This window comes from Leisingera sp. SA215 (assembly GCF_055902035.1).
The window spans coordinates 50,979-75,596 of sequence record NZ_JBVVXU010000008.1 but is presented as its reverse complement, the minus strand read 5'-3'; the positions used below and the strand labels follow the sequence as shown (position 1 = coordinate 75,596).

Below are 24,618 nucleotides of genomic sequence, written 5' to 3'. Positions count from 1 at the left end.
CGGGCTTTGGGTTCCTATGTTGAATCCGCAAGAAACGTTGGAAGGCTGATGAGCGAAGCGAACAATATCCTTCAAGACCTGAATGACCGCTCGCGGGAAGTTTTCCGGACGGTGGTTGAAAGCTATTTGGAGAGCGGCGATCCAGTTGGAAGCCGTACGCTGACACGTTCATTGAGCGAAAAGGTAAGCGCGGCCACCGTTCGCAATGTTATGCAGGATCTGGAATATCTTGGCCTTCTGGACAGTCCCCATGTAAGCGCTGGCAGGGTGCCCACCCAAATGGGTTTGCGGATGTTTGTCGATGGGCTGCTGGAGGTTGGTGACCTCAATGCAAACGACCGCCAGAAAATCGATGCAACGCTGGGCAAGAATGCCGGCGATGTTGGCGGCATGCTGGACAGGGTCGGCGCGGCACTGTCCGGTGTCACGCAAGGCGCCTCGCTGGTGCTGACACCCAAGCATGAGGCGGAAATCCGGCATATCGAATTTGTTTCTCTGGCGCATGACCGGGCGTTGGTGGTTCTGGTGTTTTCCGACGGTCATGTGGAGAACCGCCTGTTCAAGCCGCCGCCGGGCCAGACACCGAGTTCGATGCGGGAAGCGGCGAATTTCCTGAATGCGCTGATTGAGGGGCGGACGCTGAGCGAGGTGCAGCGGGAAATCCAAAAAGAGATATCGGCACGGCGGCAGGAAATCGACAGCCTGGCACATGCTATGATCGAAAGCGGGCTGGCCGTATGGGAGGATGAGGGCAGCGATCAGGCACGGCTGATTGTGCGCGGCCGGGCGAATCTGCTGGCCGAGACTGGAGCGGCCGAGGAGTTGGAGCGGATCCGAACCCTGTTTGACGACCTGGAGCGCAAGCGTGATATCGCCGAATTTCTGGAACTGACTGAAGACGGCGATGGCGTGCGCATTTTTATCGGTTCCGAGAACAAACTTTTCTCACTTTCGGGTTCCTCTTTGGTGGTGTCTCCCTATATGAACGCGGATCGAAAGATCATCGGTGCGGTAGGGGTGATTGGCCCGACGCGCCTGAATTACGGACGGATCGTGCCGATAGTGGACTATACGGCACAACTGGTCGGCAAACTGTTGTCTGACCGGAGTTAGAGGTGAAACATGGCAGAGCTCAAGGACGAAGACTTTCTGGATGACATCGCTGCCGCCGAGGCTGAAGAGCTGGCGGGGCAGACCGAGGAATTTGATGATGCCTCGCTGGAAATCGATGCGCTCCGGGCGGAACGGGATGAGCTGAAGGACCGGTTCATGCGGGCGCTGGCGGATGCCGAAAACGCCCGTAAGCGCGGTGACAAGGCGCGCCGGGAAGCGGAGAATTATGGTGGCTCGAAACTGGCCCGTGACATGTTGCCGGTTTACGACAACATGAAGCGTGCAATCGAGGCGGCGACCAGCGAGCAGCGCGAAGTTGCGGCGGCGCTGATCGAAGGTGTGGAGCTGACCATGCGCTCGCTGCTGGGCGTGTTTGAAAAGCATGGGATCCGGGTTGTATCGCCAGAGGTTGGCGACAAGTTTGATCCGCAGGTGCATGAGGCAATGTTCGAAGCACCGGTGCCGGGCACTAAGGCTGGTGATATTATCCAGGTGTCCGCCGAAGGCTTCATGCTGCACGACCGTTTGCTGCGCGCGGCGCAGGTCGGGGTGTCTTCTACGCCGGCTGGCTAAAGGGAAGCAGGCCCTCCGGGGCTTGCGCCTCGGCAGGAAGCTTATTGGCAATGAAAGAAAGGCGGAGCCGTTTGGCGCCGCCTTTCTGTTTTACGTAGCTGCCTGTTTCAGCTTGTAGAGAATCTCCAGCGCTTCCCGCGGCGAGAGCTCGTCCGGGTGTATGCTTGCGAGGAATTCCTCAGCAGGCGAGGGGCCAACCGGTGCCGTTGGCTCTGGCGGCGGTGCGGCAGCGAAGAGTGGAAGATCGTCAATCTGGATTTTCGTTCCGCCTTCACGGCTGCCTTTCTCGAGCATGTCGAGTACATCTCGAGCACGCGCAACAACCGATGCCGGAAGGCCGGCCAACTGCGCCACTTGCACGCCATATGACCGGTCAGCAGCGCCTTTATGCACTTCGTGCAGGAAAATCACTTCGCCTTCCCATTCCTTGACCGCCACTGTGGCGTTGTCGACGCCTTCCAACTTGGCGGCAAGCTGGGTCAGTTCGTGGTAATGGGTCGCAAACAGCGCGCGCGAGCGGTTAACATCATGCAGGTGTTCCAGAGTGGCCCAGGCGATGGAGAGACCATCATAGGTCGCAGTGCCACGGCCGATCTCATCCAGAATCACCAGAGCCCGGTCGTCGGCCTGATTTAGAATAGCTGCGGTTTCGACCATTTCCACCATGAAGGTGGAGCGGCCGCGCGCGAGGTCGTCGGCTGCACCGACCCGGCTGAAAAGCTGGCTAACGACGCCGATATGGGCACGTTCCGCCGGAACGTAGCTTCCCATTTGGGCAAGCAGGGCGATCAGAGCGTTCTGGCGCAGGAATGTTGACTTACCGGCCATGTTCGGACCAGTAAGCAGCCAGACCGCCGCGCCGTCCTGTGCTGACAGATTGCAATCATTGGCCACAAAAGTCTCACCGCCTTGCCGCCGCAGGGCATGCTCCACCACCGGGTGGCGTCCGCCTTCCACGTGAAACGCGCGGCCGCCGTCAACCTTGGGACGGCTCCAGTTTTCGCCACGTGCCAGATCGGCCAGACCGGTCAGAAGATCCAGCTCGGCCAACCCGCGGGCGGCAGTGTTGAGGCGGGCGGCAGTCTTCAAAATTGCCCCGGAAAGCTTTGCATAGAGCCGCTTTTCAGTTTCAAGAGCCAGGTTACCGGCATTCAGGATGCGGGTTTCGATTTCGCTCAGCTCCACAGTCGTGAAACGGACCTGATTGGCGGTTGTCTGGCGATGGATATAGGTTTCGTTCAGTGGCGGCGACATCATTTTATCCGCGTGGGTCGCGGTGGTTTCGATGAAATAGCCCAGCACATTGTTGTGCTTGATTTTCAGTGACGTGATGCCGGTATGTTCCGCGTATTTCTGCTGCATGGAAGCAATCACCGAGCGGCCTTCGTCGCGCAGGGTGCGGGCTTCGTCGAGTTCCGGGTCGTAACCGGTTGCGATGTAACCGCCGTCCCGCGCCAGCAGTGGCGGTTCTGCCACTAGGGCCGCTTCAAGGAGCGACAGCAGATCGTCGAACCCTTGAAGATCTGACATGGCACCGGCCATAAGCGCAGGCAGTTCGAGACCGGCGCAGAACCCAGCAATTGCTTCGGCCTGCGACAACCCGTTGCGGATGGCAGCCAAGTCGCGCGGGCCGCCGCGCTCCAGAGCCAGGCGGGAGAGCGCCCGGTCCAAGTCCGGTGTTTTGCGCAAAGCCGCGCGCAGGTCTTCGGCGGTCTGTGCGTGGTCAACAGCGAAATCCAATGCGGCAAGGCGCTGGTGGATGACATCCAAATTGCGGGACGGGCTGGACAGCCGTTGCTCCAGCAGTCGGGCACCACCGGGGGTAACTGTCCGGTCGACAACAGCCAGCAGAGAGCCGTTGCGGCCGCCGGAAAGCGAGCGGGTCAGTTCCAAGTTGCGGCGGGTGGCTGCATCAATCTGCACAACCCGGTCCTGCGCCTCCTGCTGCGGCGGCTGCAACAGCGGCAGTTTGCCTTTTTGGGTGATTTCCAAATAGTCGATCAGCGCGCCCATGGCTGAGACCTCGGCACGGGTGAAAGTGCCAAAACCATCCAGGGCGCTGACGTTGAACAAGGTGCAGATGCGCCTTTCCGCGGCGGTACTGTCAAAGCTCGCCTTGCCTAGCGGTGTGAGCGGGATCTTATATTCATCGGCCAGAGGGCGGGCGGTGCCATAGGCCGGGCCATCCGCAACGATGAGCTCCGAAGGCGCCAGACGGGCCAGTTCGGGAGACAAGCGGATCCGCGCAACCGGCATCACATGGAACGCGCCGGTGGAAATGTCCGCCCATGCCAGTGCGGCTTCGTCCCGCAGTTCAGAGTAGGAAACCAAGAAATTGTGGCGCCGGGCTTCCAACAGAGACTCTTCGGTCAGCGTGCCGGGGGTCACGAGCCGCACCACATCCCGTTTCACCACCGTTTTTGAACCGCGTTTTTTGGCCTCAGCCGGGCTTTCCAGCTGTTCGCCCACGGCTACGCGAAAGCCCTTGCGGATCAGGGTCAGCAGATAGCCTTCGGCAGCGTGGACAGGCACTCCGCACATCGGAATGTCCTTGCCATTGTGCTTTCCGCGTTTGGTCAACGCTATATCCAGGGCTTCTGCGGCGTTGACTGCGTCCTCAAAGAACATCTCGTAAAAGTCGCCCATCCGGTAAAAAAGCAACGCATCCGCATGTGCTGCCTTGATCTCGAGATACTGCGCCATCATGGGCGTTACGGTCATGAAAATTCCCCCGGGTCGTCTTTGTAAGACGTGTACTATGGGGGTGGTCCGAGGAAAACCCGGATGTGGCTGCCGCCAGGATCCTCAGCGGCAGCCTGCTGTCAGTAGAGATTGCGGAGCGTGTCGGGCATCGTATGGACGATGGACAGTGAGACTGAACTCAGCTGCTGTTGTGCCTGCAGCGCCAGGAGTTTTGCCGCCGCCTCCTCCGTGCTGGTGTCGATCATCAAACTGACCCCACGGGTGATCGTATCCGACAACTTTCCGACGAACTGGTTCTGTTCTGCAATGCCGCTGGCGCTGGCGCCTAACGCAGCAGAACTGCTGATTGCATAAGTCAGGAAACCCTCGATTTCGCCTAGGGCGGTCAGCGCACTGGCGCTGTCGGTTATGACAGTCCGGTTGCCGATGTTAAACTGCGGGCTGCCTTCGAAGTCCACACCATCGACGCTGAGCGTCGTCAGGCCTCCGGCCGCAGACAGTGCAGACGGAACAGCCAGCGCTGTGCCGCCATTTCCGTCCACGTCGGTCTTCAACAGGTTCACGCCATTGAAATTGGATGACGAGATTATTGAATTGATCTGCTCGGTTCTAAGCGACAGAGCAGCTTCGAATTTGCTGAGATCCCCCATCCCGCTTGCCGCCATAACTGCCAGAGACCTCATTTCGGTCAAAGTATCAGCGATCTGTTCCGCTCCGGCGGAAGCAACCGCCACGGTGGCTTCACCCAACGACAACGAGTCCGAGACAGAGCGTAATCCGGAGACATCTGAATCCATCAGCTCGGAGATCGCCCAAAGGGCGGCGTTATCCTGCGCTGTGTCGACTTCTTTGCCGGTGGATATGCTGGTTTGTACGGTGTCGAGCTGGCTACTGACGCCGCCCAATGCCTGCAAGGCAACCATCGCTCCGGAATTGTTCTGGAAGCTTATCATCCCTCAGTATTCCTTCGATCCTAGGCCCGTGTTCCGGGTGTACAAATGACATTCTGACAGGTGCTTCTCAGGCCCATGAGTTCAAGCGCGCAGCACCACCTGGCGGACAGGTGCGTGTTAATACCTATTAGTAAAATACAACGGCTGGAGATCTGCTTTAAGGTGAAATCTTGACGGCTTCTATCGTCTTTTAGTCGTGTTTATCTCAATTCTGGCCATACAGATTCTTGAAAGCCCGGATTGAGGGGCGCGGTTGGCTGGGCTAAGACGGACTGTGACGAGGAGAGGACACGAGATTAAATGCCCAAAACAAAGATCACCGACGCAGAAGCCCTGGCGTTTCACCTGGAGCCGTCTCCAGGCAAATGGGAGATCAATGCCACTGTCCCGATGACAACGCAGCGGGATTTGTCGCTGGCGTACTCTCCCGGCGTTGCGGTGCCTTGCGAGGCAATCGCGGAAAATCCAGAAACTGCCTATGATTACACCAATAAGGGTAACCTGGTTGCGGTGATTTCTAACGGCACGGCGGTCTTGGGGCTGGGCAATCTGGGGGCTTTGGGGTCCAAACCGGTGATGGAGGGTAAATCTGTCCTGTTCAAACGCTTCGCCGACGTGAATTCGATCGACATCGAGCTGGATACCGAGGATCCGGACAAGTTCATCGAAGCGGTCAAGCTGATGGGGCCGACTTTTGGCGGCATCAACCTGGAGGACATCAAGGCGCCCGAGTGTTTCATCATTGAGCAGAAGCTCAAGGAAGAGATGGACATTCCTGTCTTTCACGACGACCAGCACGGAACCGCGGTGATCTGCGCGGCCGGCCTGATCAATGCGCTGCATTTGTCGGGCAAGAAAATTGAGGATGTGAAGATCGTCCTGAATGGGGCAGGAGCAGCCGGCATTGCCTGTATCGAGCTGCTGAAAGCGATGGGCGCACGGCATGAAAACTGCATTGCCTGTGACACTAAGGGAGTGATCTACCAGGGCCGCACAGAAGGCATGAACCAGTGGAAATCGGCCCATGCGATCCAGACCGACCTGCGCACCCTAGAAGAGGCGATGCGCGGCGCGGATGTGTTCCTGGGCGTCTCGGTCAAGGGTGCAGTGACGCAAGAGATGGTCGCCTCGATGGCGGACAATCCGGTGATCTTTGCCATGGCCAACCCGGATCCTGAGATCACTCCGGAGGAGGCGCATGAGGTGCGTGTCGATGCCATTGTCGCGACCGGCCGGTCGGATTACCCGAACCAGGTCAACAACGTGCTGGGTTTCCCCTATCTGTTCCGCGGCGCGCTGGATATCCACGCCCGCGCCATCAACGATGAGATGAAAATAGCCTGTGCCCACGCTTTGGCTGCCCTTGCCCGCGAGGATGTGCCGGACGAAGTGGCGCTGGCCTATGGCAAGTCTCTGTCTTTTGGCCGCGACTACATCATTCCTACCCCCTTTGATCCCCGGCTCATCCACCGGATTCCGCTGGCGGTGGCCAGGGCCGGCATGGATACCGGTGCCGCGCGCCGCCCGATCGTGGACATGGACGCCTATGAGGTCGGATTGAAATCCCGCATGGATCCGACCGCTTCTATCCTGCGCGGGTTGAATGCCCGTGCCCGTTCCGCCCAGTCCCGGATGATTTTTGCCGAAGGTGACGATCCCCGTGCGCTGCGCGCTGCGGTGATGTACCAGCGTTCCGGCTTTGGGAAATCATTGGTTGTGGGCCGGCAGGAGGATGTGCGGACCAAACTGGAAAAGGCCGGACTTGGCGATGCCGTGCGTGAACTGGAAATTGTCAATGCAGCCAACACGCCGAATTTCGATGTTTACAAGGACTTCCTGTATAACCGCCTGCAGCGTAAAGGTTTTGATCACAAGGATATTCACCGGCTGGTAGGACGTGATCGGCACGTATTTGCCAGCCTGATGCTGGCGCATGGGCATGGCGACGGCCTGGTCACTGGCGCGACTCGGAAATCAGCCCATGTTCTGGAGCGGATCAACCATGTGTTTGATGCCGACGCCGACCATGGTGCCGCCGGCGTAACGGCGCTGCTGCACAAAGGGCGGATCGTTCTGATCGGGGACACTTTGGTGCACGAATGGCCGGATGAGAACCACCTGGCAAACATCGCTGAACGTGCCGTGGGCGTCGCCCGCCATATGGGGCTTGAACCGCGGGTGGCCTTTGTCAGCTTCTCCACCTTTGGTTACCCAGTGTCAGAACGCTCTGAAAAAATGCATGTCGCGCCCACCGTGCTGGATAAACGCGGTGTTGATTTCGAATACGAAGGTGAGATGACCGTTGATGTGGCGCTCAACGAGCGGGCTCAACGGTATTACCCGTTCCAGCGCCTGAGCGGCCCGGCTAACATCCTGATCGTGCCGGCCCGCCACTCGGCCTCGATCTCGGTCAAACTGATGCAAGAAATGGGCGGCGCCACGGTGATCGGCCCGATCCTGTCCGGTATCGACAAGCCGGTCCAGATTTGCTCGACCACCTCCACCACCAATGACATTTTGAATATGGCGGTACTGGCAGCCTGCAACATCGGGTGATCTCATATGGCAATCTGGAACCTCGGCTCGATCAATGCGGACATGGTTTATGCTATGCCGCATTTGCCGGCGGCGGGGGAAACCCTTGCCGCCCGGCACCTTGACCGGTTTCTTGGCGGCAAGGGGGCGAATATGTCCGTGGCCGCGGTTCGGGCCGGCAGCCAGGTGCATCACATCGGTGCGGCGGGCCCTGACGGGGTCTGGGCGGTTGAGCGATTGAAGGGCTATGGAGTTGGAATTCGCGATATTGCCGAGGTGGACACCCCGACGGGCCACGCCATCATTGCGGTGGAACCAAAGGGTGAAAATCAGATCATCCTGTTTCCGGGCGCCAACCGTGCGCTGACCCGGAACCAGCTGGATCAAGCGCTTTTGCGGGCATGTGCAGGCGACATTCTAGTGATGCAGAATGAAACCAACATGCAGGAGGAAGCTGCCCGCGCGGGCCGCGATCGCGGGCTGCGGGTCTGCTACGCCGCCGCCCCCTTTAACTCGGACGCAGTCCAAGCGGTTCTGCCATTTCTCGACTTCCTGATCTTGAACGAGGTGGAAGCCGGACAGTTGAAAGAGGCGTCTGGAAAGTCACCCGATGAGCTTGGCGTCAAAGACGTGATCATCACTCTCGGCGCCAAAGGCGCGCGGCATATAAACGGCGAAACCGGTGTGATACTGGATGTTTCCGCTCTTCCGGTGACACCAGTAGATACGACGGGGGCAGGAGACACTTTCACCGGATATGTTCTCTCAGGTCTGGATCGGGGTTTGCCGTTGGCAGAGGCAATGTCACTGGCCACGCAGGCTGCGGCGCTGATGGTCACGCGCCATGGCACAGCGGACGTGATCCCTGAACTTAAAGAAGTTCAGGCGGCTTGCTTTTGATTTGAGACGGTTTACCTCTTTCTGGTCAAAATACATCGAGGGAATTGGCCGTCAGGCCAAGGTGGGCAGCGTCCCCGCTTTAATGCCCTTCGATAAAAGGTGCGGCATCGCTTCACAACTGAGCTACCCGATCACCGGCCAGTCGGGAACGGGGAGGCCCGGGTCCAGAACCGGCGCCGTGGTTTCATCTATTACCCGGCAGGTGATTTGCAGGGCAAATCTGCCGAGAGGGCCTGAACAGCTTGCCTGAGCCCTTAAGGTGCTCAGCGAGCCGGTCGACTATCAGGCCAAAGTGGAAGGCGGCGGTGCCAACCCAAACGGCGAGCGCGCTGAGGTGGAGATCAATCCCGGAGCGGGCGAGGATCTGGCTCTGGTGGTATAATGGCAAATGGTCCGAGAACTTGGCTGCCAGGACTTGCGCGATGGTGCCCCGGTCGGCAGCCCGCCGTCGATCAGATGCGCAGGGGCCCGTGCCTGGGTGACACTCTCGGTGCAGGCGCAGCAGGCATACTTGGGGCGGAGGGTGACTCCTCTCGTGCATGACGCTGAGCTGTGCCAGATTGCAGATGATTTTCACCGCCTCATAATGACCGCTGCCGTCGCGGCTGACGTTTTTGCAAGTCGGGTTTTCAGTCTTGCCGCCGGTACAGCCCGCAAAGCTTCGATCACCCCGGGCACGCTTTCATAATCGCTTTCCACACACCAGCCCCCCGGCCACGGTCAGCACGACAGTCGCTTGTGCTTGTGCTTGCACCGGATTGGCATGAGCAACCGTACCGATCGTAAAAAGGCCCATTAAAGTCAAAGGTCCCAGTCTGTCCAGTAAACGCATTCTGGCCTTTCATTCTGCTTTGTTGCCACACTGACCGAACATCCTTGTGCCCTCTATAAAGATCTCATCGAAAGGGAGTGCGCATAATGCGGATTGCCATGTGGTCCGGGCCGCGGAACCTGTCGTTGGCGATGATGTATACCATTGGCAACCGTGGCGATTGCGGGTGACGGATAAACCGTTTTATGCGGCTTACCTGTCGATGACGGGCCTCAGGCACCCAATGCGGTAGGGCATTCTGGACTGCCAACCGCAGGATCCCGACGCAGTGGCAGAGGCGCTGCTGGGACAGGTCCCTAGCATCAAGCCCTACTACGAACAGATGAATGCAGTGAAAATCTGAGGCGCGAGGCGGCCTTGTCTCCGCCTCGCGCCTGCGGCACTCATCCCGAGGATATTTCCAAGAAAATGAAGTGCCTCAACCGAGCAGCTTGCTCAGTTGCATGGCAACACCCATCTTGCCGGAAATCTTGATTTTGCCCATTACTACGGCTGTCATCGGGTTGAGCTTGCCGGTGAGCAATTTCTTCAAGTTCTCTTTGGAAAGCTGCAGCGTGCAGTCGGTGCCACAGTCATCTGTGCTGGCACTGCCTTCTGTGAGCACGATGACACCATCTTCGCCGCAATCGAATTTCAGTGAGCCCTCAAAGGTTTTTCCAGCCAGTCCTGTGCGGATTTCCCTAGCGATGTCTTGCAATGCCATTTGGCCCTCCCTTGCCTGCGGCGAGGATTAGGTATGCAAGGGATGGCCAGCAACATTGACCTTAGGTGAAGTCGCCTGCTTACGTTCCGGTAAGGGCTGCCTCGGTCAGAGGGCAGGGTCGGCCGCCATAGAAGGCATCAAGCACCTGCCGGAATTCCGCCGGCGCACCGGGGACAGCTGCAAACAGTGTCATTGAAGAGCGAAGTTTCTTTGCGTCGATACCGCCGAGGATTTGCGCTGGATCCGTTCCCAGATGCTGCAGCATCAGCTGGCTGGCCTCCACCAGGCGGTTTCGCAGTATTTCGTGGTTCAAATAGGCGGTGGCCTCAGTCAGGTCCTCGATCCCGTAAAGCTGTGCCATATGGGATTGGCCCAGTTCGGCCAATTGGGGAAAGACGAACCACATCCAGTGGCTCGTCTTTTGACCTTCAGAGAGTTCAGTCAGAACAGCCGCCCAAACGGTGTCCTGAGCTTCGACGAACATTTCCAGCTCTTCCGCGAAATCGTCTTCGAAACCGCCGTCTATATCGTCGTAGTTACTCACTTTTTGATCCGGCGCTCGCGGGCGGCCAGCAGCTTGAGGCGCAGGGCGTTTAACTGAATGAAACCTGCAGCATCGGTCTGATCATAGGCGCCTGCGTCTTCCTCGAAGGTTACATGCGCTTCGGAGTAGAGCGAATGATCCGACCAGCGGCCCACACAGGCTGCAGAACCTTTATAAAGCTTCAGGCGCACAGTTCCGGTGACATGTTCCTGGCTCTTGTCGATGGCAGCTTGCAGCATTTCCCGCTCAGGCGAATACCAGAAGCCATTGTAGATAAGTTCAGCGTATTTCGGCATCAGCTCATCTTTGAGATGCATTGCGCCGCGGTCCATAGTGATCGATTCGATTCCGCGGTGGGCTTCCAGAAGCAGGGTGCCGCCCGGCGTTTCATAAATGCCGCGGGATTTCATGCCGACAAAGCGGCCTTCGACCAAATCGAGACGGCCGCAGCCATGCTTGCCGCCCAATTCGTTCAGCTTGGTCAACAGGTCTGCCGGGCTCAAGGTTTCACCGTTGATACTGACAGCATCGCCTTTTTCAAAACCGACTTCGATAAACTCAGGCTCGTTCGGTGCGTCCTCGGGGTGCACAGTGCGCTGGTAGACATAATCGGGCGCCATCACCGCCGGATCTTCCAATACTTTGCCTTCGGATGAGGTGTGCAGCAGGTTGGCGTCAACGGAGAAGGGGGCTTCGCCGCGTTTGTCCTTGGCGACCGGGATCTGGTTGGCTTCAGCAAATTCCAGCAGACGGGTGCGCGAGGTCAGATCCCATTCCCGCCAGGGTGCGATCACCTTGATATCGGGGTTCAGCGCATAGGCTGCCAGTTCAAACCGCACTTGGTCGTTGCCCTTGCCGGTGGCGCCATGGGCGACGGCATCGGCGCCAGTTGCCTCGGCGATCTCAACAAGGCGCTTGGAGATCAGCGGGCGGGCAATCGAGGTGCCCAGAAGGTAGAGGCCTTCGTAAACCGCATTGGCACGGAACATCGGGAAGACAAAGTCGCGGACAAATTCCTCTCGCACATCTTCGATGAAGATGTTCTCCGGCTTGATGCCCAGCATTTCCGCTTTCTTGCGGGCGGGCTCCAGCTCTTCACCCTGGCCGAGATCGGCGGTGAAGGTGACAACTTCGCAGCCGTATTCGGTCTGCAGCCATTTCAGGATGATCGAGGTGTCGAGGCCGCCGGAATAGGCGAGCACAACTTTCTTGGGCGCGGACATGGAATTCCCTCTCAGGTCAGAACGTCTGGGGCGTAGCCGGTTTTGGTCGCAAGGGCAAGGTTATCCGGGGTTTTCTAATCCGCCGAGCACGCATAACGTGCGCAGCAAAACAGAACGAACTTTTGGAGAATGCCGGTATGAAAGGCTGGACAATATTTTCCCATTCGGTGCGCATGGTGATCCGGAATTTGAACCATGGGTTCAGGATAGCCGCCGGGCCGGTGCTGATCGGGGTGGCGATCGTCTTTGCGCTGCTGGCCAGCGCCGGGCTGCCGCTGACGCTGCTGGGCGACCAGCAGGCGCTGTTGCAGGCTTTGGCGGCGGGCGGCTTTGGCCTGACGCTGCTGGTGGTGTTCCTGGTCATCATTGCGGTGCAGATCTGGGTGTTCGTGTCCTGGCATCGCTTTGTTTTGCTGGAGGAATATCCAAGCGGCCTACTGCCCGCTTTCCGCGGTGACCGCATTCTGGCCTATGTCGGAAAGTCGCTGCTGATCGCCTTGGTCGGGATGGCTATCATGATCCCGGCCGGTGTTGCCGCGGCGCTGCTAAGCTCCATTGCGGGGCAGGGCGCGGCGATAGTGATCATACCGGCCTATATCGTGTTGGTCTTGTTCTTGCTGGTGACGATCTACCGGCTGACTCCTGCGCTGCCTGCGGCTGCAATCGGACATTCGCTGAAACTGCGCGAAGCCTGGCAAAAGACTCGTGGCACAACGGGCGCCATCATCCTGCTGGTGCTTCTGATCGGGCTAATGCAGCTGCTGTTGCAGCTGGTGGCCAGCCTGTCGATGGCAGTGTTTGCGCCGCTGGGGGTGGTGTTCCTGATCCTGGTGTCGCTAATCACGACGCTGGTCAATGTCAGCGTCATCACCACCTTCTATGGCCACTACGTCGAGGGCCGCCCGATCTGATCAAGGACGGTTCTGACGGTATTCTTATGCATGCTTTCACACCCGCCCCTTGCCTTGCGGGCGGGCTTGCGCCACTGAAGGACACATGAGCGATTTCAAGTCCCAGGCCCGCGCCGCTGAACAGGCGATGCGCGATGTGTTTCCCGCAACGCCGCTGCAGCGCAATGTGCATCTGTCCGAGCGTTTCGGTGCCGACATTTACCTTAAGCGCGAAGACCTGAGCCCGGTCCGCTCCTACAAGATCCGCGGTGCGTTGAACGCAATGCGCAAACAGCCGGATCAAGAGCTGTTTGTCTGCGCATCGGCCGGCAACCACGCCCAAGGCGTTGCTTTTATGTGCCGTCACATGGGCAAGCGCGGGGTGATCTTTATGCCGGTCACCACGCCGCAGCAGAAGATCCAGAAAACCCGGATGTTCGGCGGCGACAACATCGAAATCCATCTGGTCGGTGACTATTTCGACATCTGCCTTGCCGCAGCGCAAGAGTGGTGCGCCAAGGAGGGCGGGCATTTTCTGTCGCCCTTTGATGATGCTGATGTGATTGAAGGCCAAGCCTCCATCGCAGTGGAGATTGAGGCGCAGCTCGAAAAAGCTCCGGACCATGTCCTGCTGCCAGTTGGCGGCGGCGGCATGTCGGCTGGGGTGTCCTCCTGGTTTGGTGAAGAGGTGCACAGCCTGTTTGTCGAGCCTGACGGCGGCGCCTGTCTGCGGGCAGGGCTTGTTGCTGGCAAGCCGGTTGCGTTGGATCATGTCGACACCTTCGTAGATGGTGCTGCGGTCGGGCGGATCGGCGCGCTGCCCTTTGAAATTTTGAAGGGCGTGCCGCTGCCGGATGTCCTGACGATCTCCGAGGACCGGATCTGTGCCACTATCATTGAGATGCTGAACGTGGAAGGCATCGTGCTGGAGCCGGCCGGCGCGCTGTCGGTCGAGGCGCTGCAGGATGTGCGCTCCTGGATCCGCGGCAAAACCGTGGTTTGCGTCACTTCCGGAGGCAACTTCGATTTTGAACGCCTGCCGGAGGTCAAAGAACGGGCGCAGCGCTATTCCGGAGTGAAGAAATATTTCATCTTGCGCCTGCCACAGCGTCCAGGTGCGCTGAAGGAGTTTCTCGGAATCTTAGGCCCAGAGGACGATATCGCCCGCTTTGAGTATATGAAAAAGTCTGCCCGTAATTTCGGTTCGGTGCTGATCGGGATCGAAACCAAACGGCCAGAAAATTTCGAGCAACTGTTTGCGCGGCTGCATGCGGCGGGGATGACTTTCACCGACATTACTCAAGACGAGACTTTGGCGCAGTTTGTTATCTGACGCTGAGGGACGGGTTAGAAATTTTCGGACATTCTGGTCAGGAAAGCTGACTTGGATGTTTGGAAATTGGTAATGATGGCGGGGACATCGACATCGTCTGCTTCGCCTTGTGCGGACTTCCGCTCGCCGTCCAGGCACAGCGCCGAAAACTCATCAAATCCGAGGTTGAGCGCACTGCCTTTCAGGAAATGCAGGTCCTGCTCAAGCTGACTGCGGTCGCCGTCCTGCAGCTTGCTGATAACTTCCTCGACCTCCTCGAGGAAAATTTCAACAACTTCTTCGAAATCCTCGGCGCCAACTTCCTCGCGCAGCTCAGTCACTCGCGGCCAGTCAATCATGTCATATATTCCTAAGATCAGTCGCCATGCGCAACTTAGTAAGTTGATTGCAGTAAAAATATAGTGAAATAAAGACAGAAGCTCAAATTGTAGGTTTCACAGCCTGTTAAATTTCTGGACCGATAGTATCACAAGATTGTCTGATTTTGCCATTTGTGAGGTGCCTTCGGTGCTGCCAGAAAGTTCGATGGACAACGAGGACCACACAGTGGCCGGATCAATACGCCGTGTGCTGGTTGTCGACGACAGCCGACTGCAAAGACGCATCCTTGTGGCCTCTCTCAAAAAGTGGGGATTTGAGGTTGTTGAGGCAGAAAGCGGCGAGGCTGCGATGGAGATCTGTCAGGCGGAAACGCCAGATCTGATCCTCAGCGACTGGATGATGCCAGGCATGAACGGGCTGGAATTCTGCCGGGCCTTCCGCGCCCGCTCCAGCGAGGATTATGCCTATTTCATCCTTCTGACATCAAAAAGCGAAAAGAACGAGGTTGCAGAAGGGCTTGACGCAGGTGCCGACGATTTCCTGACCAAGCCGGTCAATTCGGATGAACTGCGGGCGCGGATTTCTGCGGGTGAGCGGATCCTGAGAATGCAGCGGGAACTGTCCGAGAAGAACCGTATCGTGTCCGAAACGCTGGGGGAGTTGCAGCGTGTTTATGATGCAATCGACAAAGATCTGATCCAAGCCCGCAAGATTCAGGAATCACTGGTGCCGGAACTGTCCAAGGATTTTGGATCCTCCACCGTCAGTCTCCTGCTGAAACCCTGCGGCCATATTGGCGGTGATCTGGTGGGTATGTTTTCTCCAGGTGTGAACAGAATCGGTTTTTATTCTATCGACGTGTCCGGTCATGGCATTACTTCGGCAATGATGACAGCACGCCTGGGAGGCTATCTCTCCTCGAATTACTTCGATCAGAATGTCGGGATGGAGAAACGCTTCAACCGGTTTTATGCACTGCGCCAGCCGGAGGAAGTCGCCAGCCTGCTGAATGCACGGCTGATTGCTGATACAGGGATCGAAGAGTACTTCACCATGGCCTATTGCATCGCTGATTTGCGCAGCGGTGTCGTCAAGATAGTGCAAGCCGGGCACCCGCATCCGTTGTTGATGCGCAATAACGGTGACATGGAGTTTATCGGCAAGGGCGGCGTGCCTGTGGGGTTGGTCCCCGATATCGGCTACAGCCAGGAAGAATTCGTTATGGAACGCGGCGACCGTCTGCTGTTGTTCTCTGACGGCTTTACAGAGGCGCGGCTGGAAGACGGTTCCATGCTTGAGCCGGAGGGTCTGCTGGAGCTGGTGAAAAAATGCGGGTCAGAGCAAAGCAGCAAGGAATTCCTGGATGATCTTTACTGGCATCTGACGCAAGTTATGAGCAAGGAACACGGGCTTGAGGATGACGTCTCGGCCACGTTGTTCGAGTATCAGGGTCCGTAGATCTGTCAGTTCTTCTAAATGATGCTGTCCTGGCTGAGGCTGGGTTTTTGTCTTTTCGGCTGCCAGTTTCGCAGGCGGTTACAACCGGGCTGCCAGTTGGGCTGCGAAATGCCGGTCGCCAGCATTGCCCAGCCGCATGGCGGCTTCCTCCGGGTCGATCCACAGGGCTTCATGCCCGTCTTCTGCAGGCGGGCCGATTCGTCGCAATGGGCGGGCGATATAGATATGGCAGATCTTTTCAGCCCAAAGACCGTATTCCGGCATATAGGCGAAGCGCCGGAATACGCCCATTTTGCGTGGCTTGCCGATTTTCCAGCCGGTTTCTTCAAAAACCTCCCGGTGCAGTGCTGGAATGGGTGATTCGCCTGGGTCGATACCACCGCCTGGCAGTTGCAGGTCTGGTTGAGGCGCAAACTGGCAGGTGATCAGCAGCCTGCCGTCCCGCGGCAGCAAAGCATAGGCGCCCGGGCGTATCCGGTACCGCTGGCCGTTCTCCGGTGTCTTACCAAATCGCCTGATCACACGTCGGCCCCTTCACTCCAGTGTCAATTCTCCTATATAGCCCCGGTATGCCAATCCCCGGCGCGTAAGGAAACCCCATGACACTTGGTTCGAAAATCGCGTGGGACGATACCGTCCTGCCCTTCCAGCTTGATGCCTCGGACATGCGCGGCCGCGTTGCGCGGCTGGACGGCGTGCTGGACGGAATCCTGAGACAACACGACTACCCGCCGGTAGTTGAGGCGCTGGTTGCCGAGATGGCGCTGTTGACGGCACTGATCGGGCAGACGATTTCCCTGCGCTGGAAGCTGTCGTTGCAGGTGCAGTCCAAGGGTGCTGTGCGGATGATTGCGACCGATTATTACGCACCGCAAAAAGAAGGTGAAATCGGACGGATCCGCGCCTATGCAAGTTTCGACCGTGACCGGATTACCGACAGCAACCCGTTTGATCAGGTCGGGGAAGGGTATTTTGCCATTATGATCGATCAGGGTAAAGGCACCAAGCCCTACCAAGGTATCACGCCGTTGTCTGGCGGGTCGCTACGGGCCTGTGCCGAGGCTTATTTTGCACAATCCGAACAGCTGCCCACTATGTTCAAGATGAGCTTTGGTAAATCATCCGAGCCTGGTGTTGACGAACATTGGCGCGCGGGCGGCATTATGTTGCAGAGTATGCCCAAGGCTTCGCCTTTTGCTGCACACGTCGAAGGATCGGGTGAAATCCTGCAAGCCAGCGATCTGGTGTCTGGTGATCAGGAAGAAAACTGGAACCGGGCCACGATGCTGCTGAACACTGTCGAGGCATTGGAGCTGATCGGGCCATCAGTGTCCCCGACCGAACTGCTGATCCGATTGTTTCACGAGGAACAACCGCGGGTCTTCGATGTCCAGCCCGTTCGTTTCGGCTGCACTTGCTCCGAAGACCGGGTGCGTCAAAGCTTGTCGATCTATTCCGCCAAAGACATCGGCACCATGACAAACGAGGATGGCCGGGTCACGGCAGATTGCCAGTTCTGCAGCGCGCATTATGATTTGGACCCGGCAAGCGTGGGATTCGAAGCGGAAAACCCGCCCAGTGAGTGAGGCCGCGCAGAACCTTGCCAATAGAATTGCGGCCGCGCTGAAACAACAGGGCGGCGGCTCTTCCGACTTTGATCTCAACCCCGGCACCGTGCTGCCAGTGGGACGTAAGCTGCGGCCAGCCGGCGTGCTGGTGCCCATTTCTGTTGCCGGCAAAGTGCCACGGCTTATTTTGACCAAACGCTCCTCCGCGCTGAAGCATCATCCGGGCCAGATCGCCTTTCCCGGCGGTAAAGTAGAGGCTGGTGACACGGACGCCTGCGCCGCAGCGTTGCGCGAAGCTTGGGAAGAAATCGGGCTTCCGCAGGAGCTTCCGCAGATCATCGGCTGCCTGCCGGAGCATGAGACGGTAACCGGCTTTTCGGTGACGCCGGTTGTGGCGCTGATCGGTGAAGAATTTCCAGTGCACGCGGAAGCAGGTGAAGTGGCTGAAGTCTTCTCCGTTCCGCTGGCCCATGTGCTGAAGCCGGAAAACTACATTATTGAGTCCCGCCGCTGGCGCGGTACCCGCCGTCGCTACTATACCGTTCCATACGGATCCTATTACATATGGGGCGCCACCGCGCGGATGCTGCGCGGATTTGCGGCACGGATGGAGAAATAATGCGAATTGATCAACCTTGGTTGAAGGATCCTGCGACCCAAGCAGTTTGCAAGGCGGTCATGGGAGACGGTGCGCAAGTTCTGTTTGTCGGCGGGTGCGTCCGCAACGCGCTGCTGGGGGAGGCGGTTTCCGATATGGACATTGCCACTGACGCACTGCCGGAGCAGGTGGTGGCGCTGGCAGGCCGAGCCGGGATCAAGGCGGTTCCTACCGGTATTGACCATGGTACAGTGACGTTGATCAAGAACGGCATTCCGCATGAGATCACCACCTTCCGGAAGGATGTGGCTACCGATGGCCGCCGGGCTGTCGTTGCGTATTCAACCGAAATCACTGAGGACGCCCGCCGCCGCGATTTCACCATGAACGCGATTTATGCCCGTCCGGATGGAGAGATAATCGATCCTCTGGACGGCATGGCGGATTTGCAGAAACGCCGGATCCGGTTCATCGGCACGGCAGGGAACCGGATCCGCGAGGATTACTTACGTTCGTTACGCTATTTTCGCTTTCACGCATGGTACGGCGATCAAACGTTGGGTTTTGACCCGAATGCGCTGGCGGCGATTGCGGCCAACCTTGAGGGGTTGGCTACACTGTCTAAGGAACGTGTCGGTGCCGAGATAATGAAGCTTTTGGCGGCGCCTGACCCTGCACCTGCGGTCGCCGCCATGCGTCAGGCAGGCGTGTTGGCGCAGATCCTTCCGGGAGCGGATGACCGCGTGCTGGCGCCACTGATACACTTGGAATCAAACCGCCCGGCATCCGCGCTCCGCCGGTTGGGTGCACTAGGCGGTGATGGTCTGAAAGACGCCCTGCGGCTAAGTAAAGCTCAGGCCTCTCATCTTGAGACAATCCGGGAAGCAGCGGCAGGCACGGCCGGGGCGGGAGAACTGGGTTACCGGATAGGGGCGGAACAGGCACTGGATGCCATGCTGTTGCGCACTGCCCTGCTGGAACAGCCAGTTTCCCCAACCTTTGAGACTGATATTGCTTTGGGTGCAGGAATGATCTTTCCAGTGAAAGCCCGCGATCTTCTGCCCGATTTCAAGGGCGCGGCGCTGGGTTCTGCATTGAAGAAAATGGAGGCGGAATGGATTGCCTCGGGATTCTCCCTGAGCCGCGAGCAGTTGCTGGACTCCCTCCGCTGACATAGTCTGACAGCAGAGTCACAACCTCGGGGAGTGACAAAACTGCAAATCTTGCGTACCCATAAGGCTGCCACCACATGACGGAGGAATACTGATGTATTACGGGATCTGGTTTTCTTAACGTCTGAGACCTTGCCCCTGTTAGGCGTAGGCCTTCGGCGGCCTGCTGTCTTCATCTGTATTCCAAATCAATGCTCGAGCGCTTGGAGCACCCGCATGTTTCGTTTTTTTGAAAACCTCATTGATCCTTATTGCGCCCACCCGGAGACCAACACGCCGCCAACCCGGCTGTGGCCGTTCCTGCGCGATTTTTCCAAGCCGTTCAAAACTGTCTTTGTCTTGACCGCGCTGATGTCGGTGCTGGTCGCCGGGATAGAGGTGGGTCTCATCTACTATATGGGCCGGATTGTCGACCTGATGTCCGGTACGCCCAGGCAGGTTTGGGAAGCGCATGGAACCGAGCTGATACTGGTTGCTCTGTTCATCCTGCTGCTGCGGCCATTGATCCAGCTTCTGGATGTGATGCTGTTGAATAATGCGATCCTGCCGAACTTTGGCACCTTGATCCGCTGGCGGGCGCATAAGCATGTGTTGCGCCAGTCTGTGGGCTGGTTCGAGAATGACTTTGCAGGCCGGATTGCCAACCGGATCATGCAAACTCCTCCAGCCGCGGGGGAGGTGATCTTTCAGGTTTTTGATGCCATCACCTTCTCGCTGGCCTATCTTGTCGGTGCAGCCGTTTTGCTGTGGGTAGCGGACGTACGGCTGATGCTGCCGCTGGCCCTATGGTTTGCGCTTTATGCAATGCTGGTGATGTGGACCGTCAAGCGGGTCGGCCCGGCCAGTCAGGCATCGTCTGATGCGCGCTCTACCGTGACAGGTCGTGTGGTCGACAGCTATTCCAACATCCATTCAGTTAAGATGTTCGCACATCACGACAACGAGCTGACCTATGCCCGCGATGCGATTGAGAACACCCGTAAGACGTTTCAGGCGGAGATGCGTATCTTCACCGTTATGGATGCTGCTCTGGTCACGCTGAACGGTCTGCTGATTGTTGGCGTGGTCGGATGGGCAGTTATGCTGTGGTCGCAGGGAACCGCCTCGGTGGGCCTGGTGGCGGCGGCCACGGCGCTGACGCTGCGGCTCAACGCAATGACCAGCTGGATCATGTGGGCACTTACCTCCTTTTTCCGCCAGCTTGGTGTTGTGGCTGAGGGAATGGAAACCATCGCCCAGCCTATCGACCTAGTGGATGCCGCCAATGCAGAACCGCTGCAGCTGGCCAAAGGGAAGATCGAACTGCGCAACCTGTCACACCATTTCGGGCGTGAGGCAGGCGGGCTCGACAAGATCGGCCTGACAATCCAGCCGGGCGAGAAGATCGGCCTGATCGGTCGCTCTGGTGCCGGCAAGTCGACACTGGTGAAGCTGCTTTTGCGGTTTTATGACGCCGAAGGCGGCCAGATCCTGATTGACGGTCAGGACATCCGCGCGGTGACGCAGGACTCGTTGCGCAGCCGCATCGGTATGGTGCAGCAGGACAGCGCGCTTATGCACCGGTCTGTGCGGGACAATCTGCTGTACGGCCGTCCCGACGCCACTGAAGAGGAGATGATCGCCGCCGCCAAACAGGCGCAGGCGCATGAGTTCATCCTGGATCTGGAGGATCCGCAGGGCCGCAAGGGCTATGATGCCCATGTGGGCGAGCGCGGGGTGAAATTGTCGGGCGGCCAGCGCCAGCGGGTGACGCTGGCCCGGGTGATCCTGAAGGACGCGCCGATCCTGGTTCTGGACGAGGCTACCTCGGCGCTGGATTCTGAGGTCGAGGCGGCGATTCAGGAAACGCTTTACGGCATGATGCAGGGCAAGACGGTGATCGCCATAGCACATCGGCTGTCCACCATCGCACAGATGGACCGTATTTTGGTGATGGATCAGGGCCGCATAGTTGAAGAAGGCACGCATGAGACGCTATTGCAGGCGCATGGGCTTTACGCACAGCTCTGGGCACGCCAATCCGGCGGCTTCCTGAACATCGAGGCAGCAGAATGAACATTGGCAACCTGATTGACGCCTTCCGCCCGGCAGAGGGGCCGCCGCCGCAGCAGTTGGGGGCCTTCCTGCGCTGGTGCCTGGCCGGCGCGTGGCCGATGCTATTTCTGGCGGCAGCGTTTTCGGCACTGGCCGGGGGGATGGAGGCGGGCACTGCCTATATCCTGGGCATGGTAATCGATACAGCAATCGCCAGCGGGCCGGAGCAGTTCTTCTCAGACCGGAACATGGCGGTGATCGCGCTGGCGCTGGGCTTCTTCATGTTTCTGCGCCCGGTGCTGTTCGGCCTTTCTGCGGCCTCTAACGCAATAATTGTCCAGCCCAACGTGAACCCGCTGGTGCTGTCGCGCCTGAACCGCTGGACGCTAGGTCAGGCGGTCCGGTTCTTCGACGATGATTTTGCCGGCCGCATTGCCCAGAAACAGATGCAAACCGCAACTGCGGTCACCTCCGTTACCAGCGAGATGATCAACGTGGTCGCCTTTGCATTGGCCTCTTTAGCGGGCTCTTTGGCCTTGTTGGGCTCTATCGACTGGCGCATTACCGGGGTGTTTCTAGTCTGGCTGATTGCCTATTTCGCGCTGATCCGCTGGTTTTTGCCGCGTGTCCGCAAGCGGTCTGGCGCGCGTGCTGGTGCGCGGGCGATGGTGACGGGCCAAGTGGTGGACTCGATCACCAACATCAAGACGGTGAAACTGTTTGCACATGCCGACCATGAAGAGCGCACCGCCCAGGACGCCATGGTCTCCTTCCGCGACAAGGCGCTGCAATTCGGCTATCTGGCCGCCAGCTTCCGGTTCTGCCTGATGTGCTTGGCCGGCGTGCTGCCTGTGCTGATGATCGGCGCGACACTGTTCCTGTGGCAGACGGGCACGGCGACTGAGGGCGACATCGTAGCCGCTGGGGCGGTCTCGATCCGCATTGCCCAGATGACCGGCTGGGTCAGCTTCACGCTGATGGCGATCTATTCCAATGTGGGCGAGATCGAGAACGGCATGAAGACCCTCTCGGTCCGTGCCAGGGTCGAAGACCGGCCCGATGCCAAACCGCTGCAGGTTAGCGAAGGCGGGATCGTCTTTGACCAGGTGGAATTTGCCTATGGCCGTGATGTGGGCGGGGTTCAGGGCATCAGCCTGACCATTCAGCCGGGTGAGAAACTGGGCATTGTCGGCGCCTCGGGTGCCGGGAAATCGACGCTCGTTTCCCTTCTTCTCAGGCTCTATGACCGGGAAAGGGGCCAGATCCTGATCGACGGCCAGAACATCACCGGCGTCACTCAGAACTCGCTGCGCAGCCGGATCGGCATGGTCACCCAGGAGACGGCCATGTTCAACCGCACGGCCCGGGAGAACATACTCTACGGCCGGCCGGATGCCTCCGAAGCAGACCTGATCGCCGCGGCAGAAAAGGCCGAGGCGCATGAGTTCATTGCAGAGCTGGAGGATGGGCAGGGCCACAAAGGCTATGACGCTTTTCTGGGCGAGCGCGGTGTGAAACTCTCGGGTGGGCAGCGGCAGCGAATTGCTCTGGCCCGGGCTATTCTGAAGGACGCACCCATTTTAGTCTTGGACGAGGCAACCTCAGCGCTGGATTCCGAGGTGGAGGCGGCCATTCAGGCCGCACTGCACCGGGTCATGGAGGGTAAGACGGTACTGGCGATCGCGCACCGTTTGTCGACCCTGAGCGAGATGGATCGGATCATTGTGATGGAGAAAGGGCGGATCGCTGAAAGCGGCAGCCATGAAGAGCTGCTGGCCAAGGCCGGGCTCTATGCTGCGTTTTGGGCGCGCCAGTCCGGTGGCTTCATCTGCACAGATGAGAACAAGGCCGCTGCTGAATAAATAAATCCAGCGCATTTTGCTTTTGCTGCCCCGCTTGCCGCTGTAATGAGCGGCCATGACAGACACAGCCAGAACCAAAGCGACGATCAGCCGGCTGGGCCATCAGGGCGATGGCGTGGCCGATGGACCGGTATTTGTCCCGCGCGCCCTGCCGGGAGAAACCGTCTCAGGTTTCGCAGAGGGCAGCCGCCTGACCAATATTCGGGTCGAAACTCCGTCCGAGCACCGTGTGCAGCCAGCCTGCCGCCATTACAAATCCTGCGGCGGTTGCCAGCTGCAGCATGCAAGTGACGGTTTTGTGGCTGAATGGAAAACGGAAGTCGTGCGTACCGCGTTGATGGCACAAGGGCTGGAGACTGAGTTTCGGCCGATCCGCACCTCTCCACCCCGTTCCCGCCGCCGCGCGACGCTGGCAGTACGGCGCACCAAGAAGGGTGCGATGGCCGGTTTCCATGGTCAGGCGTCGGATGTGATCACTGAAGTTCCCGATTGCCAGTTGCTGGAGCCTGCATTGATGGCCGCCATTCCAGTGGCAGAGGCGCTGGCGATGGCCGGGGCCAGCCGGAAGACACCGCTGGCCGTGACGATTACCACCTCGGTCGCCGGGCTGGACATATTGGTCAGGAATGGCAAGCCGCTGGACGGGCCACTGCGTATTAAACTGGCGCAGCTGGCAGATCAGTACCGGATTGCCCGATTGACCTGGGAGGATGAACCGGTTGCGATGGAACAGCCGCCGATGCAATCCTTTGGTTCGGCGCGCGTTTGTCCGCCGCCTGGGGCCTTCCTGCAGGCCACACGCGAAGGTGAGGCGGCGTTGCTGGCGGCGGTTCAGGAAGTGACAAGCGGAGCCAAGCGGATCATCGATTTATTTGCTGGCTGCGGCACCTTTGCTCTGCCTTTGGCGCTGACCGCCGAAGTGCATGCGGTGGAAGGTGAGCGTTCGATGCTGGAAGCTTTGGATGCAGGCTGGCGCAGGGCGGCAGGACTGAAGAAAGTCACCACCGAGGTCCGCGACTTGTTCCGCAATCCGTTGCTGCCCGAGGATTTGAACCCGTTTGGTGCTGCCTTTGATGCTGCTGTGATTGATCCGCCCCGTGCAGGCGCCGAGGCGCAGACTGCGCAACTGGCCATCGCCCGGACACCTGTGATCGCCTATGTGTCCTGTAATCCGGTAAGTTTTGCCCGCGACGCCAAAGCGTTGGTTGCGGCGGGCTACAGCCTTGACTGGGTGCAGGTTGTTGACCAGTTCCGCTGGTCGGCCCATACCGAACTGGTTGCGCGATTCACCGTGAAAGACTGA

General features: G+C 58.7%; 20 protein-coding genes and 2 pseudogenes. 14 read left to right on the top strand and 8 right to left on the bottom strand.

All coding sequences use genetic code 11. The features are described 5' to 3' along the window. Positions 1-48: 48 nt before the first annotated feature. Both hrcA and AC0KW6_RS10615 read left to right on the top strand, forming a co-directional pair. The gene (hrcA, locus tag AC0KW6_RS10620) at positions 49-1,113 is read left to right on the top strand and encodes a heat-inducible transcriptional repressor HrcA (protein ID WP_323775515.1); all 1,065 of its coding nucleotides are present in this window, start codon (positions 49-51) and stop codon (positions 1,111-1,113) included. 9 nt (positions 1,114-1,122) lie between these two features. After that, positions 1,123-1,686: a nucleotide exchange factor GrpE gene (locus tag AC0KW6_RS10615; protein ID WP_024092134.1), complete on the top strand. Its 564-nt coding sequence runs from the start codon at positions 1,123-1,125 to the stop codon at positions 1,684-1,686. Between the two features lie 90 nt (positions 1,687-1,776). Here the strand turns inward: AC0KW6_RS10615 and mutS are convergent, their stop codons facing one another. After that, positions 1,777-4,407: a DNA mismatch repair protein MutS gene (gene mutS / locus AC0KW6_RS10610; RefSeq protein WP_474034874.1), complete on the bottom strand. Its 2,631-nt coding sequence runs from the start codon at positions 4,405-4,407 to the stop codon at positions 1,777-1,779. A gap of 101 nt (positions 4,408-4,508) precedes the next feature. Beyond that, entirely contained in the window at positions 4,509-5,342 is an 834-nt protein-coding gene (locus tag AC0KW6_RS10605; protein ID WP_323775513.1) for a flagellin N-terminal helical domain-containing protein, read from the bottom strand. A gap of 300 nt (positions 5,343-5,642) precedes the next feature. Here AC0KW6_RS10605 and AC0KW6_RS10600 point away from each other — a divergent pair, with 300 nt between their 5' ends. After that, positions 5,643-7,898: an NADP-dependent malic enzyme gene (locus tag AC0KW6_RS10600; protein ID WP_323775512.1), complete on the top strand. Its 2,256-nt coding sequence runs from the start codon at positions 5,643-5,645 to the stop codon at positions 7,896-7,898. Positions 7,899-7,904: 6 nt separating this feature from the next. Next, the gene (locus AC0KW6_RS10595) at positions 7,905-8,777 is read left to right on the top strand and encodes a ribokinase (protein ID WP_323775511.1); all 873 of its coding nucleotides are present in this window, start codon (positions 7,905-7,907) and stop codon (positions 8,775-8,777) included. A 156-nt stretch (positions 8,778-8,933) separates the two neighbouring features. Here the strand turns inward: AC0KW6_RS10595 and AC0KW6_RS10590 are convergent. Continuing rightward, positions 8,934-9,305, bottom strand: a pseudogene (locus AC0KW6_RS10590) (transposase); the annotation flags it as partial. 390 nt (positions 9,306-9,695) lie between these two features. Between AC0KW6_RS10590 and AC0KW6_RS10585 the strand changes: the two are divergent. Next, positions 9,696-9,838, top strand: a pseudogene (locus tag AC0KW6_RS10585) (sulfotransferase-like domain-containing protein); the annotation flags it as partial. A gap of 189 nt (positions 9,839-10,027) precedes the next feature. On the opposite strand, the gene AC0KW6_RS10580 reads toward AC0KW6_RS10585, so the two are convergent. From AC0KW6_RS10580 to AC0KW6_RS10570, 3 genes are all read right to left on the bottom strand, one after another. Further along, the gene (locus AC0KW6_RS10580; RefSeq protein ID WP_323784156.1) at positions 10,028-10,312 is read right to left on the bottom strand and encodes an SCP2 sterol-binding domain-containing protein; all 285 of its coding nucleotides are present in this window, start codon (positions 10,310-10,312) and stop codon (positions 10,028-10,030) included. A gap of 79 nt (positions 10,313-10,391) precedes the next feature. Continuing rightward, a complete protein-coding gene (locus AC0KW6_RS10575; RefSeq protein WP_474034873.1) occupies positions 10,392-10,856 on the bottom strand; it encodes a DUF1810 domain-containing protein in 465 nt (154 codons plus the stop codon). After that, positions 10,853-12,079 (bottom strand): argininosuccinate synthase, encoded by a 1,227-nt coding sequence (locus AC0KW6_RS10570; RefSeq protein WP_024092126.1) that lies wholly within the window; start codon positions 12,077-12,079, stop codon positions 10,853-10,855. The genes AC0KW6_RS10575 and AC0KW6_RS10570 overlap by 4 nt, the downstream gene beginning before the upstream one ends. Positions 12,080-12,216: 137 nt before the next feature. On the opposite strand from AC0KW6_RS10570, the gene AC0KW6_RS10565 reads away from it, so the two are divergent. Continuing rightward, a complete protein-coding gene (locus tag AC0KW6_RS10565) occupies positions 12,217-12,990 on the top strand; it encodes a hypothetical protein (RefSeq protein ID WP_323784160.1) in 774 nt (257 codons plus the stop codon). A gap of 85 nt (positions 12,991-13,075) precedes the next feature. Continuing rightward, on the top strand, positions 13,076-14,302 hold the full coding sequence (gene ilvA / locus AC0KW6_RS10560; protein ID WP_474034872.1) for a threonine ammonia-lyase IlvA: 1,227 nt from the start codon (positions 13,076-13,078) through the stop codon (positions 14,300-14,302). Between the two features lie 14 nt (positions 14,303-14,316). Here ilvA and AC0KW6_RS10555 read toward each other — a convergent pair whose 3' ends face one another. Further along, entirely contained in the window at positions 14,317-14,640 is a 324-nt protein-coding gene (locus AC0KW6_RS10555; protein WP_323779159.1) for an Hpt domain-containing protein, read from the bottom strand. Positions 14,641-14,827: 187 nt separating this feature from the next. Between AC0KW6_RS10555 and AC0KW6_RS10550 the strand changes: the two genes are divergently transcribed. After that, positions 14,828-16,081: a PP2C family protein-serine/threonine phosphatase gene (locus AC0KW6_RS10550; RefSeq protein ID WP_323779182.1), complete on the top strand. Its 1,254-nt coding sequence runs from the start codon at positions 14,828-14,830 to the stop codon at positions 16,079-16,081. 78 nt (positions 16,082-16,159) lie between these two features. On the opposite strand, the gene AC0KW6_RS10545 is transcribed toward AC0KW6_RS10550, so the two are convergent. Continuing rightward, the gene (locus AC0KW6_RS10545) at positions 16,160-16,603 is read right to left on the bottom strand and encodes an NUDIX hydrolase (protein WP_323779161.1); all 444 of its coding nucleotides are present in this window, start codon (positions 16,601-16,603) and stop codon (positions 16,160-16,162) included. A gap of 77 nt (positions 16,604-16,680) precedes the next feature. Between AC0KW6_RS10545 and hslO the strand changes: the two genes are divergently transcribed. From hslO to AC0KW6_RS10515, 6 genes are all read left to right on the top strand, one after another. Continuing rightward, complete coding sequence (hslO, locus tag AC0KW6_RS10540; protein ID WP_474034871.1) at positions 16,681-17,667, top strand: Hsp33 family molecular chaperone HslO; 987 nt, start codon at positions 16,681-16,683, stop codon at positions 17,665-17,667. Next, a complete protein-coding gene (locus AC0KW6_RS10535; protein WP_323779165.1) occupies positions 17,660-18,268 on the top strand; it encodes a CoA pyrophosphatase in 609 nt (202 codons plus the stop codon). The genes hslO and AC0KW6_RS10535 overlap by 8 nt, the downstream gene beginning before the upstream one ends. Beyond that, positions 18,268-19,419, top strand: a complete 1,152-nt coding sequence (locus AC0KW6_RS10530) for a CCA tRNA nucleotidyltransferase (protein ID WP_474034870.1) — start codon at positions 18,268-18,270, stop codon at positions 19,417-19,419. Before AC0KW6_RS10535 ends, AC0KW6_RS10530 begins: the two co-directional genes overlap by 1 nt. A 216-nt stretch (positions 19,420-19,635) precedes the next feature. After that, complete coding sequence (locus AC0KW6_RS10525) at positions 19,636-21,474, top strand: ABC transporter ATP-binding protein (RefSeq protein ID WP_323779169.1); 1,839 nt, start codon at positions 19,636-19,638, stop codon at positions 21,472-21,474. After that, a complete protein-coding gene (locus tag AC0KW6_RS10520; RefSeq protein WP_323779170.1) occupies positions 21,471-23,315 on the top strand; it encodes an ABC transporter ATP-binding protein in 1,845 nt (614 codons plus the stop codon). The genes AC0KW6_RS10525 and AC0KW6_RS10520 overlap by 4 nt, the downstream gene beginning before the upstream one ends. A 55-nt stretch (positions 23,316-23,370) precedes the next feature. After that, positions 23,371-24,618 (top strand): class I SAM-dependent RNA methyltransferase, encoded by a 1,248-nt coding sequence (locus AC0KW6_RS10515; RefSeq protein WP_323779172.1) that lies wholly within the window; start codon positions 23,371-23,373, stop codon positions 24,616-24,618.

Coding starts and splice junctions, on each gene's coding strand:
- hrcA (WP_323775515.1), top strand. CDS start 49: ATGAGCGAAGCGAACAATATCCTTCAAGACCTGAATGACCGCTCGCGG.
- AC0KW6_RS10615 (WP_024092134.1), top strand. CDS start 1,123: ATGGCAGAGCTCAAGGACGAAGACTTTCTGGATGACATCGCTGCCGCC.
- mutS (WP_474034874.1), bottom strand. CDS start 4,407: ATGACCGTAACGCCCATGATGGCGCAGTATCTCGAGATCAAGGCAGCA.
- AC0KW6_RS10605 (WP_323775513.1), bottom strand. CDS start 5,342: ATGATAAGCTTCCAGAACAATTCCGGAGCGATGGTTGCCTTGCAGGCA.
- AC0KW6_RS10600 (WP_323775512.1), top strand. CDS start 5,643: ATGCCCAAAACAAAGATCACCGACGCAGAAGCCCTGGCGTTTCACCTG.
- AC0KW6_RS10595 (WP_323775511.1), top strand. CDS start 7,905: ATGGCAATCTGGAACCTCGGCTCGATCAATGCGGACATGGTTTATGCT.
- AC0KW6_RS10580 (WP_323784156.1), bottom strand. CDS start 10,312: ATGGCATTGCAAGACATCGCTAGGGAAATCCGCACAGGACTGGCTGGA.
- AC0KW6_RS10570 (WP_024092126.1), bottom strand. CDS start 12,079: ATGTCCGCGCCCAAGAAAGTTGTGCTCGCCTATTCCGGCGGCCTCGAC.
- AC0KW6_RS10565 (WP_323784160.1), top strand. CDS start 12,217: ATGAAAGGCTGGACAATATTTTCCCATTCGGTGCGCATGGTGATCCGG.
- ilvA (WP_474034872.1), top strand. CDS start 13,076: ATGAGCGATTTCAAGTCCCAGGCCCGCGCCGCTGAACAGGCGATGCGC.
- AC0KW6_RS10555 (WP_323779159.1), bottom strand. CDS start 14,640: ATGATTGACTGGCCGCGAGTGACTGAGCTGCGCGAGGAAGTTGGCGCC.
- AC0KW6_RS10550 (WP_323779182.1), top strand. CDS start 14,828: ATGGACAACGAGGACCACACAGTGGCCGGATCAATACGCCGTGTGCTG.
- hslO (WP_474034871.1), top strand. CDS start 16,681: ATGACACTTGGTTCGAAAATCGCGTGGGACGATACCGTCCTGCCCTTC.
- AC0KW6_RS10530 (WP_474034870.1), top strand. CDS start 18,268: ATGCGAATTGATCAACCTTGGTTGAAGGATCCTGCGACCCAAGCAGTT.
- AC0KW6_RS10525 (WP_323779169.1), top strand. CDS start 19,636: ATGTTTCGTTTTTTTGAAAACCTCATTGATCCTTATTGCGCCCACCCG.
- AC0KW6_RS10520 (WP_323779170.1), top strand. CDS start 21,471: ATGAACATTGGCAACCTGATTGACGCCTTCCGCCCGGCAGAGGGGCCG.
- AC0KW6_RS10515 (WP_323779172.1), top strand. CDS start 23,371: ATGACAGACACAGCCAGAACCAAAGCGACGATCAGCCGGCTGGGCCAT.